24 protein-coding genes and 1 tRNA gene are annotated in these 24636 nt (G+C 50.7%); 19 read left to right on the top strand and 6 right to left on the bottom strand.

Annotated elements, in window-relative coordinates; all coding sequences use genetic code 11:
* The first annotated feature begins 29 nt into the window (after positions 1-29).
* The 10 genes from aroA (at position 30) to cmoB (ending at position 9939) form a co-directional block, all read left to right on the top strand.
* A complete protein-coding gene (aroA, locus tag OES20_08370; GenBank protein MDH3634708.1) occupies positions 30-1262 on the top strand; it encodes a 3-phosphoshikimate 1-carboxyvinyltransferase in 1233 nt (410 codons plus the stop codon).
* Entirely contained in the window at positions 1255-1932 is a 678-nt protein-coding gene (cmk, locus tag OES20_08375; GenBank protein ID MDH3634709.1) for a (d)CMP kinase, read from the top strand. Before aroA ends, cmk begins: the two co-directional genes overlap by 8 nt.
* A gap of 113 nt (positions 1933-2045) precedes the next feature.
* A complete protein-coding gene (gene rpsA / locus OES20_08380; protein ID MDH3634710.1) occupies positions 2046-3719 on the top strand; it encodes a 30S ribosomal protein S1 in 1674 nt (557 codons plus the stop codon).
* Positions 3720-3803: 84 nt separating this feature from the next.
* Positions 3804-4082 carry an integration host factor subunit beta gene (locus OES20_08385; protein ID MDH3634711.1) on the top strand — a complete coding sequence of 93 codons (279 nt, stop codon included), beginning with the start codon at positions 3804-3806 and terminating at the stop codon, positions 4080-4082.
* A gap of 42 nt (positions 4083-4124) precedes the next feature.
* Positions 4125-5279, top strand: a complete 1155-nt coding sequence (gene lapB, locus OES20_08390) for a lipopolysaccharide assembly protein LapB (GenBank protein ID MDH3634712.1) — start codon at positions 4125-4127, stop codon at positions 5277-5279.
* Complete coding sequence (pyrF, locus tag OES20_08395) at positions 5276-5977, top strand: orotidine-5'-phosphate decarboxylase (protein ID MDH3634713.1); 702 nt, start codon at positions 5276-5278, stop codon at positions 5975-5977. Before lapB ends, pyrF begins: the two co-directional genes overlap by 4 nt.
* A 70-nt stretch (positions 5978-6047) precedes the next feature.
* Positions 6048-7007, top strand: a complete 960-nt coding sequence (locus tag OES20_08400; GenBank protein ID MDH3634714.1) for an acetyl-CoA carboxylase carboxyltransferase subunit alpha — start codon at positions 6048-6050, stop codon at positions 7005-7007.
* Between the two features lie 33 nt (positions 7008-7040).
* A complete protein-coding gene (gene tilS / locus OES20_08405) occupies positions 7041-8258 on the top strand; it encodes a tRNA lysidine(34) synthetase TilS (protein ID MDH3634715.1) in 1218 nt (405 codons plus the stop codon).
* On the top strand, positions 8255-8986 hold the full coding sequence (gene cmoA / locus OES20_08410) for a carboxy-S-adenosyl-L-methionine synthase CmoA (GenBank protein ID MDH3634716.1): 732 nt from the start codon (positions 8255-8257) through the stop codon (positions 8984-8986). The genes tilS and cmoA overlap by 4 nt, the downstream gene beginning before the upstream one ends.
* Complete coding sequence (gene cmoB, locus OES20_08415) at positions 8983-9939, top strand: tRNA 5-methoxyuridine(34)/uridine 5-oxyacetic acid(34) synthase CmoB (protein ID MDH3634717.1); 957 nt, start codon at positions 8983-8985, stop codon at positions 9937-9939. Before cmoA ends, cmoB begins: the two co-directional genes overlap by 4 nt.
* Here the strand turns inward: cmoB and OES20_08420 are convergent.
* Complete coding sequence (locus tag OES20_08420) at positions 9936-11240, bottom strand: diguanylate cyclase (GenBank protein MDH3634718.1); 1305 nt, start codon at positions 11238-11240, stop codon at positions 9936-9938. The genes cmoB and OES20_08420 overlap by 4 nt on opposite strands.
* A gap of 185 nt (positions 11241-11425) precedes the next feature.
* Between OES20_08420 and OES20_08425 the strand changes: the two genes are divergently transcribed.
* From OES20_08425 to ispD, 5 genes are read left to right on the top strand one after another with little or no spacing between them, the layout of a single operon-like run.
* Entirely contained in the window at positions 11426-13057 is a 1632-nt protein-coding gene (locus OES20_08425) for a CTP synthase (protein MDH3634719.1), read from the top strand.
* Entirely contained in the window at positions 13058-13903 is an 846-nt protein-coding gene (kdsA, locus tag OES20_08430; protein MDH3634720.1) for a 3-deoxy-8-phosphooctulonate synthase, read from the top strand.
* Positions 13904-13923: 20 nt separating this feature from the next.
* On the top strand, positions 13924-15204 hold the full coding sequence (gene eno / locus OES20_08435; GenBank protein ID MDH3634721.1) for a phosphopyruvate hydratase: 1281 nt from the start codon (positions 13924-13926) through the stop codon (positions 15202-15204).
* Between the two features lie 18 nt (positions 15205-15222).
* The gene (gene ftsB / locus OES20_08440; protein MDH3634722.1) at positions 15223-15519 is read left to right on the top strand and encodes a cell division protein FtsB; all 297 of its coding nucleotides are present in this window, start codon (positions 15223-15225) and stop codon (positions 15517-15519) included.
* Positions 15509-16228 (top strand): 2-C-methyl-D-erythritol 4-phosphate cytidylyltransferase, encoded by a 720-nt coding sequence (gene ispD, locus OES20_08445; GenBank protein ID MDH3634723.1) that lies wholly within the window; start codon positions 15509-15511, stop codon positions 16226-16228. Before ftsB ends, ispD begins: the two co-directional genes overlap by 11 nt.
* Here the strand turns inward: ispD and OES20_08450 are convergent.
* Both OES20_08450 and OES20_08455 read right to left on the bottom strand, forming a co-directional pair.
* On the bottom strand, positions 16196-16375 hold the full coding sequence (locus tag OES20_08450; protein MDH3634724.1) for a hypothetical protein: 180 nt from the start codon (positions 16373-16375) through the stop codon (positions 16196-16198). The two genes, ispD and OES20_08450, sit on opposite strands and share 33 nt — an antisense overlap.
* 64 nt (positions 16376-16439) lie before the next feature.
* A complete protein-coding gene (locus OES20_08455) occupies positions 16440-17102 on the bottom strand; it encodes a Bax inhibitor-1/YccA family protein (GenBank protein ID MDH3634725.1) in 663 nt (220 codons plus the stop codon).
* Positions 17103-17380: 278 nt separating this feature from the next.
* Between OES20_08455 and OES20_08460 the strand changes: the two genes are divergently transcribed.
* Positions 17381-17468 (top strand) — tRNA-Ser (locus OES20_08460).
* A 366-nt stretch (positions 17469-17834) separates the two neighbouring features.
* Here OES20_08460 and OES20_08465 read toward each other — a convergent pair.
* On the bottom strand, positions 17835-18473 hold the full coding sequence (locus tag OES20_08465; GenBank protein MDH3634726.1) for a PEP-CTERM sorting domain-containing protein: 639 nt from the start codon (positions 18471-18473) through the stop codon (positions 17835-17837).
* A gap of 488 nt (positions 18474-18961) precedes the next feature.
* On the opposite strand from OES20_08465, the gene OES20_08470 reads away from it, so the two are divergent.
* The 3 genes from OES20_08470 (at position 18962) to OES20_08480 (ending at position 22366) form a co-directional block, all read left to right on the top strand.
* Positions 18962-20146: an NnrS family protein gene (locus OES20_08470; GenBank protein MDH3634727.1), complete on the top strand. Its 1185-nt coding sequence runs from the start codon at positions 18962-18964 to the stop codon at positions 20144-20146.
* Positions 20147-20203: 57 nt separating this feature from the next.
* Entirely contained in the window at positions 20204-20539 is a 336-nt protein-coding gene (locus tag OES20_08475; GenBank protein MDH3634728.1) for a TusE/DsrC/DsvC family sulfur relay protein, read from the top strand.
* 228 nt (positions 20540-20767) lie between these two features.
* Complete coding sequence (locus OES20_08480; protein ID MDH3634729.1) at positions 20768-22366, top strand: cation:proton antiporter; 1599 nt, start codon at positions 20768-20770, stop codon at positions 22364-22366.
* Positions 22367-22622: 256 nt separating this feature from the next.
* Here OES20_08480 and OES20_08485 read toward each other — a convergent pair whose 3' ends face one another.
* Positions 22623-23042, bottom strand: coding sequence for a CBS domain-containing protein (locus tag OES20_08485; GenBank protein ID MDH3634730.1), 420 nt, complete (start codon positions 23040-23042; stop codon positions 22623-22625).
* Between the two features lie 4 nt (positions 23043-23046).
* Positions 23047-24270, bottom strand: a complete 1224-nt coding sequence (locus tag OES20_08490; protein ID MDH3634731.1) for a cation:proton antiporter — start codon at positions 24268-24270, stop codon at positions 23047-23049.
* Positions 24271-24636: the final 366 nt, after the last annotated feature.

Consider the following 24636-nt stretch of genomic DNA (forward strand, 5'->3'; position numbering starts at 1 on the left):
GAAATATCCGTGTACCGGGTGATAAATCGATGTCCCATCGATCAATTATCCTGTCCTCCATCGCCGAGGGCAGCAGCCATATTTCGGGATTTTTACAGGGCGAAGACAGCCTTAATACTATCAGGGCGTTCGAGCAACTGGGTGTCAAGATTGAACGCGATCAAGACCAGGTTCGGGTTGTCGGTACAGGGTTGCACGGCCTCAGAAAACCGGATACTGATCTCGACATGGGTAATTCCGGGACTGCAATGCGACTGCTGCTGGGATTACTTGCCGGCCAGGATTTCGATTCGCGGCTGATCGGCGACAGATCGCTTTCTTCAAGGCCAATGGGACGAGTCATCGAACCACTGCAGCTAATGGGCGCAATCATCGAGAGTGAGCCCGGCAATCGTGCACCGTTGCAGATCAGAGGAACTAACGCGCTGAAGGCGATCGAGTACGATATGCCGGTGGCCTCGGCACAGGTCAAGTCATGCCTGCTGCTCGCCGGTCTCTACGCGCAAGGTACCACTGTTGTGCGTGAACCGGCTCCCACACGAGATCATAGCGAGCGAATGCTGTGCGGTTTCGGCTGCGACGTGCACAGGGACGATTCGGGGATCAGCATTCAGGGTAACCAATCGTTATCAGCTTGCGATCTGGAAATTCCTGCCGACATTTCTTCAGCCGCATTTTTCATGGTCGCAGCCTCGATTGCCGAAAATAGTGAAATTACACTTCAACATGTCGGCGTCAATCCAACCCGAACCGGGGTTATCGAAATACTCAAGTTGATGGGTGCCGAAATCGATTTGTTAAATCCGCGGGTCATTAGCGGCGAGCCAGTAGCCGATATCAGGGTGGGTTATGCCGAACTCAAAGGAATCGATATACCATTACACCTGGTGCCGTTGGCAATCGACGAATTTCCGGTGCTGTTTATTGCCGCGGCCTGTGCAGACGGTACAACCCGTTTAAGCGGAGCCGAAGAGCTGCGCGTCAAGGAGAGTGACCGTATACAGGTAATGGCCGATGGTCTTGTCGCGATGGGTATTAATGCACAGGTGCAAGCTGACGGAATTATTATTCAGGGTGGCGAAATTACAGGTGGCGAGGTTGATTCCCATGGTGACCATCGTATTGCAATGGCGTTTAGCGTCGCATCCCTGCGTGCCACGGATGATATCCGGATCGACGATTGCGCCAACGTGGATACCTCGTTTCCCGGATTTGTTAATTTAGCGCGGGAAGCAGGGATTAGAGTCAGTATCCATGAGTGATGACGACGCCTTTGTGGTAGCCATAGACGGCCCCAGTGGATCAGGGAAAGGATCACTTGCCCTCCAGGTAGCGCGCGAACTGAACTTTCATTTGCTCGATAGCGGCGCAATTTACCGTTTGCTGGCCTTGAAATCGATTCAGCAAGATGTGGACCTGGACCAGGAAAACGATGTAATCGCGGTACTCGATGATTTTAACATCGACTTCGAACCGGGTGATGAACTACCAGTCCCGTTCCTGGATGGTCAGGATGTTGCGGCCGAACTGCGCCAGGAAACGATGGGCGAGGCGGCTTCCAGGGTAGCCCGCCACGCGGGAGTCCGCCGCAGCTTACTGGATCTGCAACGCTCCTTTTTCAGGCCTCCGGGCCTGGTCGCAGACGGGCGGGATATGGGAACGGTGGTGTTCCCGGAGGCCAGATTTAAGTTCTTTTTAAACGCAAGTATCGAAATTCGTGCGCAGAGACGATATAAGCAGTTGATAAATATGGGTTTATCCGCTAATATCCCGCAGCTTCAAGCGGACATAGCCGAACGCGACGAACGCGACCAGAGTCGCAGCACCTCACCGCTCAGGCCCGCAGAAGATGCTTTAGTCGTGGATTCGAGTTTACTCGACCTGACACAGGTTACCGAACTGGTCCTGAGTCACATAAGAGAAAACAGCTAAAGTAGGAGAACCAGGCCCCTGCAGACGCACTGTCTTCAGGGTTTTTTTAACTAAACGAGACGGCTGATTGTATCCAGGTTAGCTGTCGAACGACTCTTTATTAGGATTTTTCCATGACTGAAAACTTTGCAGAAATGTTTGAGCAAAGCATCACCCAAATGAATATGCGTGTGGGTGAAATCATTACCGGCGAAGTCGTCGATATCAATCGCGACGTTGTCATTGTTAACGCGGGCCTCAAGTCCGAAGGCGTTATCCCGGTCGAACAATTTTACGATGAAAACGGTGAACTTGACGTCAAGATTGGCGATACCGTCGAGGTTTCACTCGATTCATTCGAAGACGGCTACGGCGAATCACGCCTGTCACGCGAGAAAGCCAAGCGCGCACGCGCCTGGACACGACTTGAACAGGCCCAGCAAAATGACGAAATCGTTACCGGCCGATTCACCGGCAAGGTTAAAGGCGGTTTCACGGTAGACATCGGGGAAATCCGTGCCTTTCTGCCGGGCTCACTGGTAGATGTTCGCCCGGTCCGTGATACTGCCTATCTTGAGGAAAAGGAACTTGAATTCAAGATCATCAAGCTCGATCAAAAGCGTAACAATGTGGTGGTATCTCGCCGTGCGGTGGTGGAGAAGGAATTCAGCGAAGAGCGCGAAAAACTGCTGGGTACGCTGAAGGAAGGCGAGCGCGTGCGTGGCATTGTCAAGAATCTGACCGATTACGGTGCCTTTCTCGATCTCGGTGGTATCGACGGTTTGCTGCACATTACCGATATGGCGTGGAAACGCGTCAAGCATCCATCTGAAGTGGTAGAAATTGGCCAGGAAATCGATGTTGTTGTACTCAAGTTTGACCGTGACAAGAACCGCGTTTCACTCGGCCTCAAGCAAATGGGTGATGATCCCTGGGAGAACCTCATGCGCCGTTACCCGGAAGGCCAACGCCTGTTCGGGCATGTCAGTAATATCACTGATTATGGCTGCTTCGTTGAAATCGAAGACGGGGTAGAGGGTCTCGTGCACGTTTCTGAAATGGACTGGACCAACAAGAATGTTAATCCCAACAAGGTGGTCAACCTCGGCGATGAAGTCGAAGTTGTGATTCTCGAAATCGACGAAGAACGCCGCCGGATATCGCTCGGTATGAAACAGTGCAAGCCCAATCCCTGGGAGGAATTTGGCGCAACTTGCAACAAGGGTGATATCATCTCCGGAAAGATCAAGTCGATCACTGATTTCGGTATTTTTATCGGACTTGAAGGCAATATAGATGGCTTGATCCATCTAACCGATTTGTCCTGGAATAAACCGGGCGAAGAGGCGGTACGCGAATACCAGAAGGGACAGGAAGTCGAAGCCATGGTATTGTCCATTGATCCCGAGCGTGAGCGAATCTCGTTGGGAATCAAGCAGATCGAAAAAGATCCGTTTGCGAACTTTATCGCGGAAAGACCGAAGGGTAGTATTGTATCCGGTACCGTAATTTCGGTTGATGCAAAGGCCGCGGTTGTTGATCTTGGGGACGGAATTGAAGGACTGATAAGGGCTTCCGAAATGGCGAAAGATCGTGTTGAAGATGCACGTTCATTTCTAAATGAAGGTGATCAGATCGAAGCCAAGATTACCGGGATGGACCGCAAGGGACGCAGTATCTACCTTTCGATCAAGGCCAAGGATACCGATGAAGAGCAGGAAGCTTTGAAAGATTATGCCGCGAGCAGTGATGTCAAAGGAACCACTACCAGTTTTGGTGATTTACTTAAGGAAAAAATGGATTCCTGATTTACAATTAGGAGGCGGGTGTAAACCCGCCATCCAACTAGATTATCGGACCATGAGATGAAAGATACAGAATTTGTACCCTCGATGACGAAATCGGACCTGATCGATAATTTATCGAAAAATCAGGGGCATCTGGCATACAAGGATGTGGAGTTAGCGGTAAAAAGTCTGATCGAAATGATGAGCAGTGCGTTATCCAACGGTGAACGCATCGAAATCAGGGGTTTCGGAAGTTTCAGCTTGCATTACCGACCCCCCAGAATCGGGCGTAATCCGAAATCTGGTGACAAGGTAGACTTGCCCGGTAAATACGTACCGCACTTCAAACCCGGCAAAGAGTTGCGTGATCGCGCCAACAACTAACGACAGGCATTATTTAACCCATCTCAAGCCGGTTAACAATTTATGGATATCTGGCTTTTTCTGCTAGTCCTCGCTGCGATTCTAATCGGCTGGATACTGGGTCGCTGGCAACCGTTTAAAAACAGAAATAACAAGCCCGGTCCTGATTTCTTTTCTGAACGTTATGCCAGGGGTCTGAACTACCTGCTTGCCGATGACCCGGATAACGCAATCAAAATCTTCACCGACCTGATCGAAGTTAATAAAGATACGATTGAAATCCATATATCCCTGGGCAACCTTTTTCGTTCAAAAGGACAAGTCGACCGGGCAATAAAGGTGCACCAGAATTTACTGGCCCGGCCCAATCTCACCCGCAAGCAACGCCACATGGCAATCGCCGAACTGGCCAGTGACTATCTCAAGGCCGGGTTGCTGGACCGTGCCGAAAAGCTGTACCGCGAAATGATCGAGCTGAATGCCGAACCCAACCTGGCCTATCGACGATTACTGGATTTGTATATAACCGAGAAATCCTGGGGGGAGGCCGCGGAGTGCGCGCAAGTCCTGCATAAAAATGGTGAGCCGGAGGCCAGCCTGATTTACAGTCAGTGCCTGTGCGAAATTGCGCAGGATGCGATTAAAACCGGCAATCATCGCCTGGCGCGCAAGCATCTTGATCGTGCGCTTGAAGTCGATGCTAATTGTGTGCGGGCAGCCCTGTTATTGATCGACTTGCATTTAAAAACGGATAACTTGACGGCCGCCAAGGGAATTTTTAAGCGACTGGTCCGGCAGAGTCCTGAGTACATGGGATTGTACATCGAGCCGGCAAGGCTTATTTATAGACAAAAAGAGGACCGGGTTTACCGGGAGTTTCTGCAAAAGCAATACAAAAAGCATCCGTCTACCCGTCTCGCGATGGCGCTGCTTGAAAATTACGCACGTCACGACGAAATCGAAAAAGCCCGCGAGTTTTTATCGGACATACTAAATCAGTCACCTTCTTTTGAAGCATTTGAATTCGCGTTGCGCTTTCTAAAGTCAAACCCCGATCAGCTGGGTGAAACCTGGGAAACCCTGTCGAGCTTCCTCAAATCCCTGCAGAAGAAGAAGAACGAGTATAACTGCTCGCGTTGCGGCTACGAGAGTCACGCCATACAGTGGCTGTGTCCGAGCTGCCGAAACTGGGATTCGATGAAGCCGATCAAGCTATGAAAGATCCGAAAATTATTGTTGCACTCGATTTTGCCAGCCACGATCAGGCCATCGAATTCGCCAAAAAAGTTACCCCCGATCAGTGTCGGCTAAAGGTGGGCAAGGAGCTATTTACCAGTTCGGGCCCAGCCCTGGTCGAATCATTGATCGATATCGGTTTCGACGTTTTTCTCGATTTGAAATATCACGATATCCCCAGCACGGTAAAAAAAGCGACCAGCGCGGCGGCAAAGTTGGGGGTCTGGATGCTCAACGTCCATGCCCTGGGGGGCGTTACCATGATGCAGGCTGCACGCGAGGGTATTGAGGTTGTTCCACGTCGTCCTTTCCTGATCGCGGTTACCATATTAACCAGTTCCAGCTCGTCTGATTTAGAGGCATTGGGAATTGAAAAGCCAGTGCCGCAAATGGTCACTCAGCTTGCCAGAAATGCAATTGACAGTGGCCTCGATGGTGTCGTGTGTTCGGCCCAGGAAGCGGCAGCCTTGCGCAAGAGTCTGGGCGATGCCGTGTTGCTGGTAACGCCCGGTATTCGACCCGAATGGGCCGCCGCAGATGATCAGCAACGGATTATGACGCCTCAACAGGCACTCGCAAGCGGGGCAAGCTACCTCGTTATTGGCAGGCCTATCACCCAACATCAGGAACCGGCTCATGCGCTAGGCCTGATTTCCGAATCGATTTCCGGATTTGCGTGAAACTGCATGGATGACATCGATTTATCGAATCGTTACACTAGGTTCAGTCCTGATTAAATGACAGTCTTAGATGGATCCAAACTTTCTAGATTTTGAACAACCGATTGCTGAGCTTCAGGCAAAGATTTCAGAGCTGCGCTATGTCACCGACGATTCGGAAATTAACATCAGCCAGGAAATCCAGACGCTCGAACGCAAGGCTGAATCTCTAACCAGCACGATATTTGGCAAGCTCACAGCCTGGCAGATCTCGCAACTGTCGCGACATCCGAATCGCCCTTACTCTATCGACTATATCGAACGCATCTTTACCGACTTTGAGTACCTTCATGGTGATCGCACCTTTGCCGATGATTATCCCATGGTGGGTGGAATAGGGCGACTCGAGGGCAAGCCGGTCATGGTGATAGGACAGCAGAAAGGACGCGATACCAAGGAAAAAATCAAGCGTAACTTTGGCATGCCCCGGCCGGAGGGTTATCGCAAGGCATTGCGCCTGATGAAAATGGCAGAAAAGTTCAAGATGCCGCTGTTAACCCTGGTGGATACGCCCGGGGCTTATCCTGGCATCGGTGCCGAAGAGAGAGGGCAGAGCGAAGCTATCGCCAGGAATCTGTTCGCGTTGGCCCACTTGAGAGCACCGATTGTTTGCACAGTAATAGGCGAGGGAGGTTCGGGTGGCGCGTTGGCAATTTGTATTGGTGATCGTATCAATATGTTGCAGTACGCTACCTACTCGGTGATATCACCCGAGGGCTGTGCCTCGATTCTGTGGAAGAGTGCAGACAAGGCCGCACAGGCTGCGGAAGCCATGGGAATCACCGCGGAGCGGCTGCTATCTCTTAACCTGATCGACAACATTATTGCGGAACCCCTCGGGGGGGCGCATCGTGACTATGACGAAGTAGCCACCTCGTTAAAGCAGAACCTGATCGAAACGCTCGATCTGCTCGATTCAATTCCGATCGATAAGTTGCTCGATCAACGTTACCAGAAGCTCATCGCTTTTGGCCGCTATCGGGAAGCCTGATAGGATAACGGCTTTTAGTATTCTGCCAGTCTCATGCATTCATGTCTGGACCTGATTCCCGATCATGTCAACAGGGTGTTCATCGCTTTTAGCGGGGGCCTCGACTCGTCGGTATTACTCCATTTACTGGTTTCGGAATCCCGGGATTTCCAGGTTATTCCCTGGCATTTTAATCACGGGTTGCTCGAAGTCGCCCCCAGGATGGAGGCATTCTGTATTGAACAGGCAAAGCGCTACGGCCTTGAAATCAGAATAGACCAACTCGACCTGGACAGTATCGATAGCAATATTGAAGCCGAAGCCCGCCGGCAACGTTATGATTTGTTCAGGCAGCATACCGATGCGGGTGACTGTATTGTGACCGCGCATCATGCTGATGACCAGGCAGAGACATTCCTGTTGAATGCACTGCGTGGATCGGGAAGTGCGGGACTGCGTGGTATAGCAAGGCAGCGCATATTGGGCGATACGCTGTTGTTGCGACCACTGTTGCAGTTCAGCCGTGAGCGGCTGGAAGAATATGCCGCGCATCATGAAATTCCCTGGTTCAATGATCCCAGCAACCAGACCAATCGGTTCGATCGCAATTATTTACGCAACCAGGTCATACCTGTGATCAAGACACGCTGGCCGCATTTCCAGGACGCGCTGTCTATGGCGAGTGAAATACAGTCGGAGACGCAGGAATTACTGGATGAAATTGCCGGGCTTGATTATACCATTCTGCAAGCACCGGCCTCAGGCGGATTTGCGACGCTCGATGTTGCCGGGCTTTTGCAACTATCGCCTGCTCGTCGCAAAAATCTGGTGCGTTACTGGATAGCCGGCGCCGGGCTACCGAGCCTGCCGCAGGCGCGCCTGCAGGAATTGATGAACCAGCTGCATGCGAAGCCCGGAACAATGCCGGAGATTGCCATGCCCGATTACGCCATCAGGCTTTACGATCGGCGTCTTTTCCTGGTTCGTGAAGACAGCACCCGGTGTGCGACAGGGGAATTCGAATTTGAATTGAAACCCGAAATCGAAATTGAGCGGCTGGGACTGCAATTCCAGCGCCAGGAAATTTTCGAACAGTTAGAGCTTGTCGATAAGGGACAGGCGTTAACGCTCAGGTTTCGCGATAAAGGACAACAGAACAGCGATCGTCACCGGCTTAAGCGCCTGTTTCAGAAGCACCGTGTACCACCCTGGGAGCGCTCTGCAATCGCACAGGTCTACCTCGACGGCAAGCTCGCAGGATTGCTGCTGTGAGCCGTGAAACGGATAAAGACCGGGTATTTTCCCGTCGTTTAAGTCAGGTCAAGCCTTTCGAGTTCAACGAAACCGTGGCCAACGTGTTTCAGGACATGATTTCGCGGTCGGTACCCGGCTATGACTTGTTACATCGCATGATTGGCCTTTACACCAATCTTTTTATCCAGCCGGGTAGCCGGATTTATGACCTGGGATGTTCCCTCGGCGAGGCAAGCCTGGTGATCGCCGATCAGCCTCAGGCAGGCAAATGTCAAATTGTTGCGGTTGATAATTCAGCCGCGATGATCGCCAAATGCAGGCAACACGAATCGCTACCCGAAAACATCGAATGGCGATGCGAAGATATCAGGCAAACCGTGATTGCCAATGCCTCGCTGGTCGTGTTGAACCTGACGTTGCAATTCCTGCCCCCTGAAGAACGGCTCGAGCTGTTGGAGCGAATTTTTGAAGGACTGAATCCCGGGGGCGCCCTGGTGCTGTCTGAAAAGGTCGTGTTTGCAAACGAGGCCGAAAACGAGCGCATGGTCCAGTTTTACCAGGGCTTTAAAAAATCCATGGGTTACAGCGACCTGGAAATTAGCCAGAAACGCAACGCGCTTGAGAAAGTGTTGATTCCCGACAGCGATTCTGATCACCTGCAGCGACTCGAAGCCGTAGGCTTCTATGAAATCTACCAGTGCTTCAGAAGTTTTAACTTCATTTCGTTTCTGGCAATCAAAAAGTGAACTGGCAAGTCCTGTTCGACTATTTCCGCCGTCATGGCCTCAATGACTGGGCACAACAACTCGAAGCAGAGGCCGGTAGCTGGCTGGTAAATCACGGCGATTATGCGCGCTGGTCGAGTGCCCTCGATACCATGCCCGAAATGACCAATATCGGGGGAACTTTCAATCTGCCAGCGGTCACCGTGACGGGAAATTGCGTCGACCCGGCAGCACTGCGCCAGGCGTTCCAGGGTTTAATGCCATGGCGCAAGGGGCCCTACCGTATCAACGATGTTTTCATCGATACTGAATGGCGCTCCGACTTTAAGTGGGACCGGATCCTGCCACACCTGTCATCACTCGAAAGCCGGCGAATTCTTGATATCGGCTGTGGCAATGGTTATCACTGCTGGCGCATGCTCGCACATTCGCCTGAAGTCGTAGTCGGGATCGAACCCTCGGTTTTGTTCAATTTCCAGTTTCAGGCGCTGCAGAAATACCTGAAACGGTCGGATATCGGTCTGCTGCCAATCGGCGTGGAACAATTGCCAAAAGATTTAAACTGTTTTGATACCGTATTTTCGATGGGGGTGTTGTACCACCGCAGAAGCCCGCTCGATCATCTTTATCAACTCAAAAATTTCCTTGTTGACGGCGGTGAGCTTTGCCTGGAAACCCTCGTCATTGAAGGCAGCGAGGGCAGGGTATTACTGCCGCCGGATCGTTATGCACGCATGCGAAACGTCTGGTTCATACCGTCATCGGCCGAGTTGAAACTGTGGCTGGAACGCTGTGGGTTTACCCATGTCCGGGTTGTCGATGAATCAGTGACCAGCATCCAGGAACAGCGAGTCACCGATTGGATGCAGTTCGAATCACTGGCGCAAAGCCTGAGTAAGGACGATCCGACACTAACCGTGGAAGGATTACCGGCACCCCGGCGAGCAGTGATCCTGGCGCATAAACCAGGCTAGTCGACGGCAACAAAAACAACCTGGTTGCGACCATTCTCCTTGGCCTTATACACGCCCTGGTCCCCGGCGTGAAACATGGCTTCAAAGTCCCCCGTCGCACCCGGTTCGAGCGTAGTGACACCAATACTGGTGGTAAGCTCGAGGCCATTCGGTTTTAATTTTTCGATATCGAGTCGAAGACTCTCTGCCTTGGCGCGTGCGTTTTCCCGCTCGCAATAATTCATCAGCACTACGAATTCTTCGCCACCGTAACGCGCGACCATATCGCTTTCTCGAAAGCTTTTATTAAGCAGCTCACCGGTCAGTTCAAGCACCAGGTCACCGACAGCATGCCCATGGTTATCATTGACTGCTTTAAAATGATCAAGATCAACCACCAGCAAACTGATCGGGTACTCGTGCCGACGTGCCTGAGAGACGAACTTGCTGGAATAATCCATCAGGCTATGACGGTTCTGACATCCTGTGAGCTTGTCAGTTGTTGCGAGCGAGAATAATTCCCGGCGTATGTCGTGAACCTTATCGAGCAGACGCTTATTGATAATCAGGTTGCCGATACGAACCAGCAATTCTTCATGCAGTATTGGTTTTGGCAGAAAATCATTGACCCCGGCCCGGTAAAGCGCAATGCGTCGCTGATCGTTATTCTGGTCGGGTATCGCAAGTATGGGGATAAACCCGCGGCCATCCTCGTAGGAACGTATCCGGGCGACCAATTCATCACCTTGAATCCCGGTTTTGAAAATTATCTTGGTTATGACCAGGTCGTAGGCGTCGGCGTGCGAACCATAGACCGTGACCGCGTCGAATTCCGCACTCGCTTCTTCGGCAGATTTGAAATAAGAAACTCGGTAACCGGTTTTTTTCAATTGCCCAAGGATATCCATCGCAACCTCGTCATCGTCTTCGACGAACAGTATGCGACCCTCGTAAAATAACGGGTCCAGCTGCTGCTCTATAAAGCGGACAATCTGGTCTTCGATCTGGCTTTCATTGAGCTCGTGGATTACGCCGTCCACCCTGACGTTTAACTCCTCTGCCACCAGGCCGTCCTTCTCGGTCAATAACAGTAGCGGGGTATCTTTCAGGCGTTCATGGGTATTACAGTAATCGACAAACACTTCACCGGCCCCGTCTTTAAGCCGCTGGTTGACGCAGATGATGTCGTATTGCTCGGTATCGGCAAATATGCGCGCGGACTCGACACTGTTGCCAGTGTCACTTTCAAATCCCTGCTCAGCGAAAGTACGGGTTAACATATCGCGGTAAATCGCATTGTTCTCTATTATCAAAGCGCGCATAAGCGGGAGTATAGGACAGCAATCTGGCTTTGCTTCCGATTTGGGGCACTTTGCCTGACCGCTGCAAATCGAACATTTCAGCCCAATACAACCTTTATTTCCTGTCCGTCGATTGTCTTCAAAATGCGATTCTGCTATCGTTTCCGTCCAACCTACGTACTTTACGTGCATTCAATTCTGGGTCTATGAGCCGATTCATTTTTATCACTGGTGGTGTCGTATCATCTCTGGGCAAGGGTATTGCATCTGCCTCCCTGGGCGCATTACTCCAGTCACGCGGGCTAAGTATCAACATGATCAAGCTCGACCCTTATATCAACGTCGATCCTGGGACGATGAGCCCCTTCCAGCACGGTGAAGTCTATGTGACCGATGATGGTGCAGAAACGGATCTGGACCTGGGACACTATGAACGCTTCGTTGGCATTCACTGTTCCAAGAACAGTAACTACACGACGGGTCGAATCTACGAAAACGTCATTGCCAAGGAGCGTCGTGGCGACTACCTGGGTGCGACGGTACAGGTCATTCCGCACATCACAGATGAAATCAAGAACTCGGTGCTGAACAGTACCAATGGTGCCGATATCGTACTGGTCGAGATTGGCGGTACCGTTGGTGACATCGAATCCCTGCCATACCTGGAGGCCATCCGGCAAATGGGTTTTGAACTCGGTCACGAAAACGTGCTCTATGTGCATTTGACCCTGATTCCCTATTTGCCGGCTGCTGGCGAAATCAAAACCAAGCCGACGCAACACTCGGTGAAGGAACTGCGATCGATCGGAATTCAGCCTGATATCCTGTTATGTCGTGCCGATCGGCCGATTCCCGTCGAGGAACGCAGAAAGATTGCGCTGTTTACCAACGTTGCCGAGGAGGCCGTTATTTCGGCGGTCGACGTTGACCATATCTACAAGTTGCCACGAGAACTCAGCGAGCAGGGTCTTGACGATATTGTTGCCAAGCATTTTTCGTTGAACCTGTCGCCTGCGGACCTGTCTGGATGGGACCGGGTGGTAGAAGCCATGGATAATCCGGAACATGACGTATCCATTGGCTTCGTCGGTAAGTATGTAGATCACACCGATGCCTATAAATCATTAAACGAATCACTGGCACATGCCGGGCTTCACACACGGACCCGGGTTAATATCGTCAAGATCGATTCCGATTTAATCGAAAGCGATGGAACCGATGTGTTAAAAGATCTGGATGCCATTCTGGTACCCGGTGGATTTGGTAGCCGCGGTATCGAAGGCAAGATCGCGGCGGTCAATTACGCTCGCACCAATAATGTGCCTTATCTTGGTATTTGCCTCGGGATGCAGGTTGCCGTAATCGAGTATGCTCGCAATGTTTTGGGCCTGAGCAAGGCCCACAGTTCGGAATTTAACCCGAAGACACCGGACCCGGTTATCGCCCTGGTGACCGAATGGACCGATCGTGATGGCTCTGTAGAAACCCGGGATGAAACGACAGACCTCGGCGGCACCATGCGACTGGGCGCGCAAACCTGCAAACTGGTACCGGGAACCAAAACGCGACGTGCCTATGGCCAGGAAGAAATTAGTGAGCGACACCGGCATCGATACGAGTTCAACAATAACTACCTGCAGAGACTGCAGGATGCCGGCCTCGTTATATCGGGGCTTTCTGTCGACAACGAACTGGTCGAAATGATTGAATTGTCTGATCACCCCTGGTTTATTGGTTGCCAGTTTCACCCGGAGTTTACTTCGCAACCGCGCGAGGGACATCCGCTTTTCAGTAGCTTCATTAACGCGGCGATCGAGTTTCACAAGGCCAGGTTATAAATGAAACTCTGTAATTTCGAGGTTGGGTTGGATCAACCCCTGTTCCTGATGGCCGGTCCCTGCGTGGTTGAATCGGAACAGCTGGCAATGGATACCGCGGGAGAATTACAGCAGATCTGCCTGGATTTAAAACTCCCTTTTATTTTCAAATCGTCTTTTGACAAGGCCAATCGTTCCAGCAGCCAAAGTTTTCGTGGCCTCGGCCTTGAAAAAGGGCTCGCGATTCTTGAAAAGGTGCGCACCAACCTGGGTGTACCGATCGTCACCGACGTGCATGAAGATACACCCCTCGACGACGTTGCCAGCGTGGTCGATGTGTTGCAGACACCGGCTTTCCTGTGTCGGCAAACCAATTTTATTCAAAATGTCTCGTCCCAAGGAAAACCGGTCAACATCAAAAAGGGCCAGTTTCTTTCACCCTGGGATATGCAGCAGGTCGTCAACAAGGCGCGCGAAACCGGAAACCAGCAGGTCATGGTTTGTGAGCGCGGCGCGAGTTTCGGTTACAACAACCTGGTATCGGACATGCGTTCGCTCGCAGTTATGCGCGAAACTCGTTGTCCGGTTGTTTTCGATGCCACGCATTCAGTGCAATTGCCCGGTGGACAGGGCAGTTCATCCGGCGGACAGCGCGAGTTTGTGCCGGTACTGGCGCGAGCCGCGGTGGCGGCGGGTATCTCGGGACTGTTCATGGAAACTCATCCCGACCCCGCAAAGGCCCTGAGCGACGGCCCGAATGCATGGCCACTGTCAGAAATGCGGTCGCTGCTCGAGCTGCTTGTGCAACTCGACCGGACCATCAAGACTTCGACCCTACATGAAAACCAGCTACTGCAACTCGATTAGGAAATATACGTGGAGTTTATATGACCAAGATTAGCAAGGTCATTGGCCGGGAAATTCTGGATTCCCGCGGCAATCCAACCGTTGAAGCCGATGTGATACTGGAAAGCGGGAACATGGGCAGGGCAGCGGTGCCTTCCGGAGCATCCACGGGTGAACGCGAGGCTATCGAGTTGCGTGACGGTGACAACAACCGTTACCTCGGTAAAGGCGTCACCAGGGCGGTATCTCATATCAATCACGAGCTGGCCGGAATCGCCATTGGGCGTGATTGCAATGATCAGCGTGGTCTCGACCAGGCGATGATCGAACTCGATGGTAGCGATAACAAGAGTAAACTCGGTGCCAATGCTTTACTGGCAGTATCGCTGGCAAACGCGCAGGCAGCGGCGTGCGAGGCCGGGCAGCCACTCTACCGCTTCCTGGGTGGCGAAAGAGGTAACCTGTTACCCGTGCCGATGATGAATATTATCAACGGCGGGGCCCATGCCGATAACAGTGTCGACATGCAGGAGTTCATGATCCTGCCGGTGGGTGCTCCTAGTTTCAGCGAGGCGTTACGCTATGGCGTGGAAGTATTCCACGCGCTCAAATCGGTGCTGGCAGCAAAGGGAATGAATACCGCGGTCGGAGACGAAGGCGGCTTTGCACCTGATTTATCCTCCAACGAAGAGGCAATCGAGGTGATATTAACCGCTATTGACAAGACCGGGTACCAGGCTGGCAAAGACATCTGCCTGGGCCTTGATGTGGCCAGTTCCGAGTTTTACGAATCCGGTAATTACAACCTGGCCTCGGAAAGCCGCTCATTCGACGCCGCAGGATTTGCCGACTACCTGTCAAGCTGGGTTGATCAATACCCGATAATCAGTATCGAAGACGGCATGGACGAAGGTGATTGGGAAGGCTGGGCGATCCTGACCGAACAACTGGGCAGTAAAATTCAGCTCGTGGGTGACGACCTGTTCGTAACCAATACCCGTATCCTCGCGCGCGGGATTGAACAGGGGATTGCCAATTCAATCCTGATCAAGTTTAATCAGATCGGAACCTTGAGTGAGACCCTGGACGCTATTTCCATGGCCCATGAGGCCGGCTATTCTACCATTATTTCACATCGTTCAGGCGAAACCGAGGACGTTACCATCGCCGATCTCGCGGTTGCAACCTGTGCCGGCCAGATCAAAACCGGCTCGCTGTCGCGTTCGGATCGGGTTGCCAAATACAACCAGTTGCTGCGCATCGAATCGATGCTCGGCGAGGCCGCAAGATTCCCGGGAAAGTCGGCTTTCAAAAACCTTTAGCGCGGCTCCCGTGAATCCATGAAGATCCTGATTACCATACTGATCCTGGTACTCGTCGGTCTACAGTATAAATTATGGTTTGGTGACGGAAGCCTGTCGGAAGTTGTACAGCTAACGCACGAACTGGAACTTCAAAAGCAGCGATTGCAGGAACTAGAAGCACGCAATCGAATACTCGAAGCACAGGTACTGGACTTGCAGAACGGTCTCGATGCCTTTGAGGAGAAAGCCCGTAACGATCTCGGCATGATCAAGCAGGGCGAAACCTTCATCCAGCTAATTCCGAAACAGGAGGATGATGCCGATGGGGAGTAGTGTTCCCGTCTGGGCAATCATTCCGGCTGCCGGCACTGGCCTGCGTATGCAGAGCGAGATCCCCAAGCAATATCTGTCTTTCCAGGGTAAAACGGTGATCGAGCATTGTCTCGATCGATTGTTGTCACATCCTGATATCGATGGGGTCGTCGTTGTATTGCGGGATGACGATCAACACTGGGATGCGATTGCCTATGCCGCGGAGAAACCCCTGTTTACGACCACGGGCGGGCGCCAACGCCACGACTCGGTGTATAGCGGACTCACGACGCTGCAATATCGATTTGGCAACGACGCGATTGCGCTGGTGCACGACGCGGTGCGGCCACTGGTCAGTCACCGGGACCTGAGCAACGTCATTGAAGCTGCGAGGCAACATACCGCGGGTGCGATCCTGGCGGCGCCGGTGACCGACACCCTGAAACGACAGGGCAACGATATGGAAATTTCCGCGACGCTGTCCCGTGACGGGCTGTGGCGTGCGCTCACACCCCAGGTATTTCATTTGCAACCGTTACTCAATGCCCTCAAACAGGTAATCGATAAAAACCTGTCAATAACCGACGACGCCGAGGCGGTTGAGCTAGTGGGTCTTGCGCCGCGACTGGTGGCCGGGGAGGCTGATAACTTCAAGATTACCTCGCCAGGGGACCTGTCGCTGGCGGAGAAAATCTGGTTAAACCAGCGTGATCAGCAAAATGATGAATAGAATCACTGCGAGCATCGGCACGATATAGCCCATCCAGTCTTTCATACTTCCCTTGGGCGTATTCTCGATCACCTGCTTCGCGCGCGGAAACAGGAAAATAATCATCGCGACCAGGAACAGCGCAGAACCTATTTTCAGCCAGTCCACTTTTATCTCCCGTAAAAAATAAGCCCCGCGAACGGGGCTTATTTACTAAACGTAATGGCGACGGTTAATCGTTGCCTCCAAAAGCCCCCAGCAGGTGCAGCAGGGCCTGGAACAGGTTCAGGATCGACAGGAACAGGCCGGCTGTTGTCATGATGTAATTAGTCTCCCCTTTATGGATCAGCGAAGAAGTCTCCCACAGGATGAAAGCACTCATAATCAACACGACGGCGGCATTAACCGCGAGGAACAGTGCCGGGATTCCCAGGAATATATTCAGTACAGCGGCGCCGAGTACCACCAGCATACCGACCATGACGAAACCGCCCAGAAAGCTGAAATCCTTGCGCGTGGTCAGGGCATAGCCCGAAAGGCCAAGGAAGATTGTTCCGGTGCCACCAAGGGCGGTCATGACGATACTGGGATTAACCGAAAGGTAGTAGTTCAGTACCGGGCCTAATCCGAAGCCTAGCAGGCCGGTAATGGCAAATAGTACTGGAATACCGGTGGCAGAATTTGCAGTTCTCGGTAAAACAAACCACAGCATCGCGATGGCCACGATACTAGCGACCAGTGCCGTACCGTGCCCAATTCCCGAGATGACACCCAGGTAAGCGGCAAAAGCACTAAATAGCAATGTTCCCGACAACAGGATATAGGTATTCTTGATAACCTTGTTGGTTGACAGGATCGCTTCTTGAGAGCGTGTTACAGCAGTATTCATTTGCATTACTATCTCCGTTTCTTAACAAATCTATTATAGACCAATGCGCTGCATTCTAAGTTCATGGTCTGCCTATAGCAAGCCCTAAAAAAGTAGGGTTAAAGGCTGAAAACCGCATTGGGTAACGATTTGTTAAATTGGGTCATCCGATCAAAATTCAAGCCGAAATAGGCTCAATTTGCTAATGACTAGTTGCCCCAAATGATTATAATACGCCAGCGCCAGGCCGACCGGACGCCCCATCAATAGGTGCGCGCAGGCCCGGTTTGGGCATATACATATCAGGAGAGCTGGCAGAGTGGTCGAATGCGGCGGTCTTGAAAACCGTTGACCCGAAAGGGTCCGGGGGTTCGAATCCCTCGCTCTCCGCCAATTATGAGCCTTAATTAATTGATAATTAAGGCTTTTTTTTGATAAAAACTCAATATGTGTACGGATTAGTGTACGGGTTGTTTGCTAGACAATTGGAACTTCTTGCACCCTCGGCGAAAACGACAAAAGCACCACACAAATAAAATATTACTCCAAGGTTAACCTAGTCAAATAAATGGGGGGAGGGGGCCTGTGAGATTTCAGAGATTTTTATTGATCCCTCATTCTCACATCAGAGGTGAATTTTAGCTCTAAGCGGACGCTCAGAGATTTGCGATGAGCGGCAGAAAACGACCCGAAGCGGACGCCCATAAAAAAAGCCACCTCGAATGAGATGGCTTAATAATTACCTTATTTAGCTAGGTTTTAGCTACGCATTCTGCGACGAGCGAAACCTACACCGAACAGACCCGCTGCAAATAGGGCGATGATTGACGGCTCAGGAACCGAAGTGCTAGGCGTGTAGGACACGAGAAAGCCGTTACCGTTGTTGCTCAAGTTGCCCACGCCGTCGAAGGCCAGGTTTGATAAGGTCGCGTCGGTTGTGCTCAGGCTGAAGCCAAGCGTATTCCCCAGGTTTGTGTTGCCGGAGACGACGTTGAAGTTGATCGTCCAAAGCGACCAGCCCCCTGAGGCCGGTGTCAGAGTCGTCGAGGCGGACGCGTCGCCGAGCGTGAGGCCAGCAAAATTTATCTGGACGGCGGGGAACGGAAAGTTACTGTAATTGCCGAGCGCAAACTCTAGCGTGTACATGCCCTGCTGAAGCGTCAAAGAGCTGAATGTGGTCGAAATCGAATCGTTATTCTGGAAAACGGCAGCGACCTTCCCTTCTTGATGACCTGGCGACAGGAAGCCGAAACCATCGGCGTTCCACGGTGTAGAGAAAAGATTCCCGCTCCAGTCGCCGTCGTCTTCGACATCTTGGTCGATGATGAGGGCGCCCTGCGCGCTGAGCGACACGACCAGAAGCGTCATCGCTGCCATTAGTTTGGCTTTGTATTTCATGTGCTCTCCTAAAGAGTCCCTAATTGAAACAGCAATTCTGTCCAATCTGTAAAAAGTGCAATAAGGGGGCCAACCTATTAATCTTGAAAAAAATCATTATGTTGAGGAAAAGCAATAATTGCGTCATTGTTAAAGTGTAAAAATTTTTTACACTTTCCCCTTCTTAATGTAAAGAATCTTTACAGTGTCCGTTCCTGGCCGAAGATTGCCTCCTGCCTGGGCTCGCTGGGGGTCCGCTTACGAGAAAGCCGCCGCTCAGATTCGATCACCCAGCGTCGATCAATTGAAACCACAATCCAACTCAGACACTAGGACTTTCGAGACGCAGTCAATGTTAGTACCGTCCCATATGTATTAGATATATTTGTTAACTGATTTATCAAAGACATGTTTTTTGGCACCTAACATAAATCAAGGCTTAATGCGCGACATTCCTGAGAAAATCGGATCTTGAAAATAAATCTACCGATAGGGATGCCTCTTCTGCAATGCCAACAGAACACAGTATTTCACCATCGTGGCCGGCAGTGCTGGGTTACGGCTTTCGTCCCTTCTTTCTGCTCGCCGGAATACACGCAGTCCTGGCAATTCCGGTTTGGTTATTTTTATTGCAGGGTGTTGCCTCGTTTGCGTCACCACTACCACCTTTGGCCTGGCATGCGCACGAGATGCTGTTTGGCTTTATCTCGGCAGCTGTAGCAGGTTTTCTACTCACTGCGGTGCCAAGCTGGACCGCAAGTCGGGGATATGCCGGTGCCCCTTTACTTGGTTTGACGCTTTTATGGATAGCGGGACGCCTTGTAACAACCTTCCCGTTAGGCTTCACAGCACTGATGGTTGCGTTTGTCGACCTTGCTTTTATTCCTGTACTTGTGCTGACAATACTTCCTTCATTGATCCGTTCAGGAAATAAACGCAACCTGGTTTTCATCGGCATGCTTGCTGCATTGTTTGCGGCAAACCTCCATTTTCATCTTGCGGGTGCTACGAAGGTTGACCCTTTACTGCTCGGCATAAACGTCATACTGCTAATGGTGGCAATGGTTGGAGGGCGAATTCTGCCCGCATTTACCTCCTCGGGTCTCAAGGAGCGTGGTATCGATATCAGGATACGCCGTTATCCCCCGCTCGACATTGCCGCTTTGATGGCAATCCTTGCAGTGTTAATAGTCGATGTATTTTCTCCCGGAACCATTTTTGCCGCTGTGACGGCCACCGTGGCCGCGGCCTTGCTGGCCTTGCGACTGGCTCGCTGGCAAGGCCACCGTACACTGCGCGATCCGATTATTTGGGTGCTCCACGTAGCCTACGCCTGGCTACCCATCGGTCTTGCACTCAAGGCAGCATGGTTGTTCGGGGCTCCAATTCCAGACACAAGCTGGTTACACGCGCTGACCACAGGAGCATTTTCGACAATGATTCTCGCGGTCATGAGTCGCGCTGCATTGGGACATACCGGGCGCGAGTTAGTCGTACCAGGTCTTATCGTGATCGCGTACTGCGTGATTGGGATTGCAACGCTAATGAGGGTGTTCGGGCCAATGCTACTTGCTGAGGCGTGGCGATTCTGGATGATCGGGAGCGGATCGCTCTGGAGCCTTGCTTTTTTTCTATTCGTTGTGGTCTATGCACCTATCCTCTGCAGACCCCGTGTTGATGGACGGGCGGGTTGAGCTGAGTGGTGGCAATACTTCGAAATTTTAAGCGATTCTCAGCAGGAGAAGATCGTCATGTCCGCTGATAAAATCATCGTGCCACGAGATGAAGAAGGTTATCTGATTGATCCCGACGATTGGTCGCCAGAGCTGGCGCTGACGCTCGCAGCCGAGGAAGGATTAGCCTTAACCGATGAACACTGGATAATCCTGACGTTTGTGCGGGAATACTTTGCCGAGCACCTGATTACGCCGGATATCCGGCATGTCGCCAAACGTTTCGCCGAACGCACCGGCTGTGACAAGAAGGCAGGAAAGGCGCGAATTTTCGAGCTGTTTCCCTATGGTTACGTCAAGCAAACTTGCAAGGTAGCGGGTATGAAACGACCCAGGGCCTGGAGTACTGGTTAACAGCCCGTAGCAACCTGGCGCGTGATAATCATTGCATGAGCAACTCATCAGGCGATAATCGGGACTAGGGTAACTAAAATGCCAGGTAATCTTCGGCCAATTCCAGTCATTGGTAGATTGAAAGTCCACAGCCAGAGGTTGCAATTACACATTAATGTTTTCATCCTGTAACCTGGCCAATAAAATCACGATCACGACTAAATAATATCCAATAAGGTCGAATAACCTGTGGATTCAATATTACTTTCCATTCATCCTAGCGATCCACTTTGGATCGCTATAGCATTTTTCTTTGGTCTTCTGATGAGGATGGTGGGTCTGCCGCCGCTGATAGGATTTCTGCTGGCAGGCTTCCTGTTGAATGCCCTTGGCGCTGAAGCTGACAAGTTTTTAAACACGATAGCAGACATGGGTATTACCATATTGTTGTTTTCTATCGGTTTGAAACTAAGGCCCCAGGCATTGGCCCGGGCGGAAGTCTGGGGTGTCGCCAGTATTCATATGGGGCTAGTTACTCTAATGTTTGCGGCCCTGGTGATGTTGTTCACTCAACTTGGATTGCCACTGTTCGTTCACCTCGACCTGAAAACATCCCTGTTGATCGGTTTTGTGTTGTCTTTTTCCAGTACCGTATTCGCAATTAAGATACTGGAGGAACTAGGCGCCATGAGTTCCAAGCATGGACAGGTAGCAATTGGCGTGCTGGTCATTCAGGATATTGTCGCTGTTTTATTTCTAGCGGTTTCGATCGGTAAGGTTCCCTCTTTATGGGCCATTTCGCTATTGTTGTTGTTCCCGCTACGGGCATTATTTTATAAGGTTCTGGATAAGACCGGGCACGGTGAGCTACTTGTGCTTTTTGGAATTGTACTGGCCCTGGGTGGCGCAGACGTCTTTGAACTGGTAGGCATGAAGGGTGATGTTGGTGCTTTGGTCCTTGGAATGTTATTGGCCAGTCACAATAAGTCTGGCGAACTGGCCGAGGCTCTGCTGAGCCTCAAGGATTTGTTCCTGGTTGGTTTTTTCCTGAGTATCGGTATGACGGCGCTGCCGGGTTGGGAAGAACTTCTGGTCGCATTGATATTCATCGTTTTCCTGCCGCTTAAAGTAGCATTATATTATGGCCTGTTTAGCACCTTTTACCTGCGAGCCAGTACGTCCTGGCGTACCTCGCTGAATCTGGCCAATTATAGTGAGTTTGGCCTTATTGTTGGTGCGCTGGCGGCATCGTCAGGTTGGCTGCCAAAAGAATGGCTTGCGGTTTTTGCTATTGCCCTGTCGGTCTCCTTCCTTCTATCTGCACCGTTGGTTAATGCGCGCGATGATCTATATCAGAACTGGCGTGACTGGTTGAGGATTTTTGAACGTGAAAAACGCTTGTCAGATGAGCAGGACCTGGATCTTTCTCATGTCAAAATTGTGATTTTCGGTATGGGACGTATGGGAACTGCCGCTTACACGGTGATGGAAAATGATTTTCCCGATCAAATAGCCGGTGTTGAAGTCAACCGGGAAAAAACAAAAAATCACCAGAATCTCGGCCGTCGTGTGGTTAGCGGTGATGCGACCAATCCGGACTTTTGGACCCGCGCTAAAGGTTTAATGGATAATCTCGAATGGGTGATGCTTACCCTGCCTTCACACGCCGCTAACATGGCAGCGGCTGAACGCCTGCAGCAAATGGGCTATAACGGCAGAATTGCCGCTACTTCGAAATTTCCAGATGAGGAACAGGCACTGAAAGACATCGGAGTTGATCTAGCCTTCAATATTTATTCTGAAGCAGGGCTTGGATTTGCCAGTGATTTGAACCAAATGGTCGATTAAAGTCAAATAACTTTAAGGGTCCACTTTGGGTCGGTTATTGCCGCTGATGCATTGAGTTTGAGCGTCTGTTTTCTCCAAAGGAGACACTGAAAATCCATTCCCGAGATTCCGAGAACGGCCAACACCGGTCATTCGCGGGGTGGTGCATGAACGACTCTGAAGTGCCCTTACCGGTCATTAACGTTTAAACTCAGCCGCGCCGCTTTTTAGCGCCGGCTGGAGTGCCTGGTTCGGTAGTCCTTTTGTCAGTTTATAATTAACTATACTTAAGAAGGTCATTTGCGGTAATGTCAGCCAAAATTCGACCTCCACTGTCTACCACCGCTATTTCTTTTGCGCCGGTGCTGGCCATACGTCTGAGAACGATATCAACTGTTTCTTCTGGCAAAGCGTTTACATTTCCGCGGCTCATGAGATGTGAGGCTTTGTCTACGGCAACGTTACGCAATATATCTCGGGGATGTATCTTTTCTTTATAATGATAAGGATATAGATGCCGCATTAGTGACCCGATCGTAATTACACCAAGCAACAATTTTTGATCGTCTATAACATAGACAAGTCGTGTATGCGGGAAACGGACAGCTACCCTGATAACTTCGCTGATGTCGCTGTTCTCCAAGACATAAGGAAAATCCCGGTGCCCGATGTATTGCATTACTTCCTTTATTTTCATCAGCTCACCTATCAGGATTGTTCTCGCCTACCCTCGTAATTGCCCATTTTACTAGAGGTGGCGAAATAATTTCATTCAGGATAATCGACAGCAGCATTGCACTGAGTAATACATCGAAAATTTCTGCAGGCAATATCGGTTTGGCGAGAAATATGAGCCCCAGAGAAAGGCCAGCTTGAGGTAAAAGTGTTAAGCCCAGGTATCTATATATCTGTGGAGAAGCTTTAGAAATTTTGCCGCCAAGAAAAGTGCCGCCAAGTTTGCCGATAAATCGTCCGATCAGAAGGACGATGCCGAGTAAGAAAGATGTGGCGAGCACGTTGGTATCAAAATGAGTCGCAGCAAGGGTAAAGAACAGACAGTAAATAACCTCTTCAATAATATCCAGTTGATGAAATAAATCATCAGCCTGTTTTATCCTGTTAATAATGACAAACCCCATGGTCATATTGGCAAGGATTGGTGAAAAACCAAAATGGCTTGATAAACCGCTGACCAGGAAGATTGCCCCAAGGGTGAGCATGAGGTTTGTCTCGGGACGCGTTGATGGGTTAAGAAAATAGCTAAAAATGAGCCCCCCAACAAGACCAACCGAAATGGCTCCAACAATGGTGTTAACGCCATGCAAAATAATAGCGTTATCTATGTTGCCTGATAGCAATAGGCTGGCAATAGTAATAGCAGCAGAAAATATTATGATACTCAAGGCATCATCTAACGCGACGACACCCAGTAAGGTTGTGGTAAGGGGACCTTTGGCCCGAAGTTCATGGATGACTGCCATTGTTGCAGCTGGGGCTGTTGCAACTGAAATACCTCCCAGAATAAGGATGACAGAGATGAATGTGTTCTTGTTTTCATTTATGAAAGGTGGCAGGAAATCTCCCGCGATATAAACGGCAATACAGGTGCAGGCAAGGGCGCCAAATCCTTGCGTCAGATTTATCCACAAAATTTCTTTTTTAAGTACCTTTATCCGAGAAATCAGCAGGCTTCCGCCTATGGAATAGGCGATGAAAGCAAGCGCAATTTCGGATGTGAAGCTAAAAAGAATATCAATTTGTTGAGGAACAATGATACCGCTGATTGAGGGAGAAAAGCACAGCCCGGAAAAAATATATCCGCTTATACGTGGTAAACCGAAATAATTTGCGGCTCTACCAGCGAAATATCCTGTAAATAGAATGAGGCCAAGAATGAAGAGAGGCTGAAAGATGGAAAGTGCCATTGAGAGGTCTCGTTAATTTCAGACTCTACTGTTTACAGGAGTCAGCTATTGATGGAGCCAAACAAAATTTGCGGCAATTTATTCCACATTTTCCTACCGAACAGGTGATTATGTGACACGCACGAATATTGTGATATGCGCCGCTTTTTTCTCAGTATATTCTCACGCATACATTTTTATATCAATGGCTGCTATGTGCAGTTCTCTGCCGTTAGAACTATTTCATCCAGAGTCCGCTGTGGGTCGTTAACTGCCGCTGATGGCATAAAAATGAGGGTCCGCTTCTGGGTTGGATTGACTCCAATTGGCCGATCTGGGTGTGGTGCCGATAACTACCGTTGATCCAGATATTATATGGCCTTTTCT

It is taken from the genome of Gammaproteobacteria bacterium (assembly GCA_029862005.1).
Lineage (GTDB): Bacteria > Pseudomonadota > Gammaproteobacteria.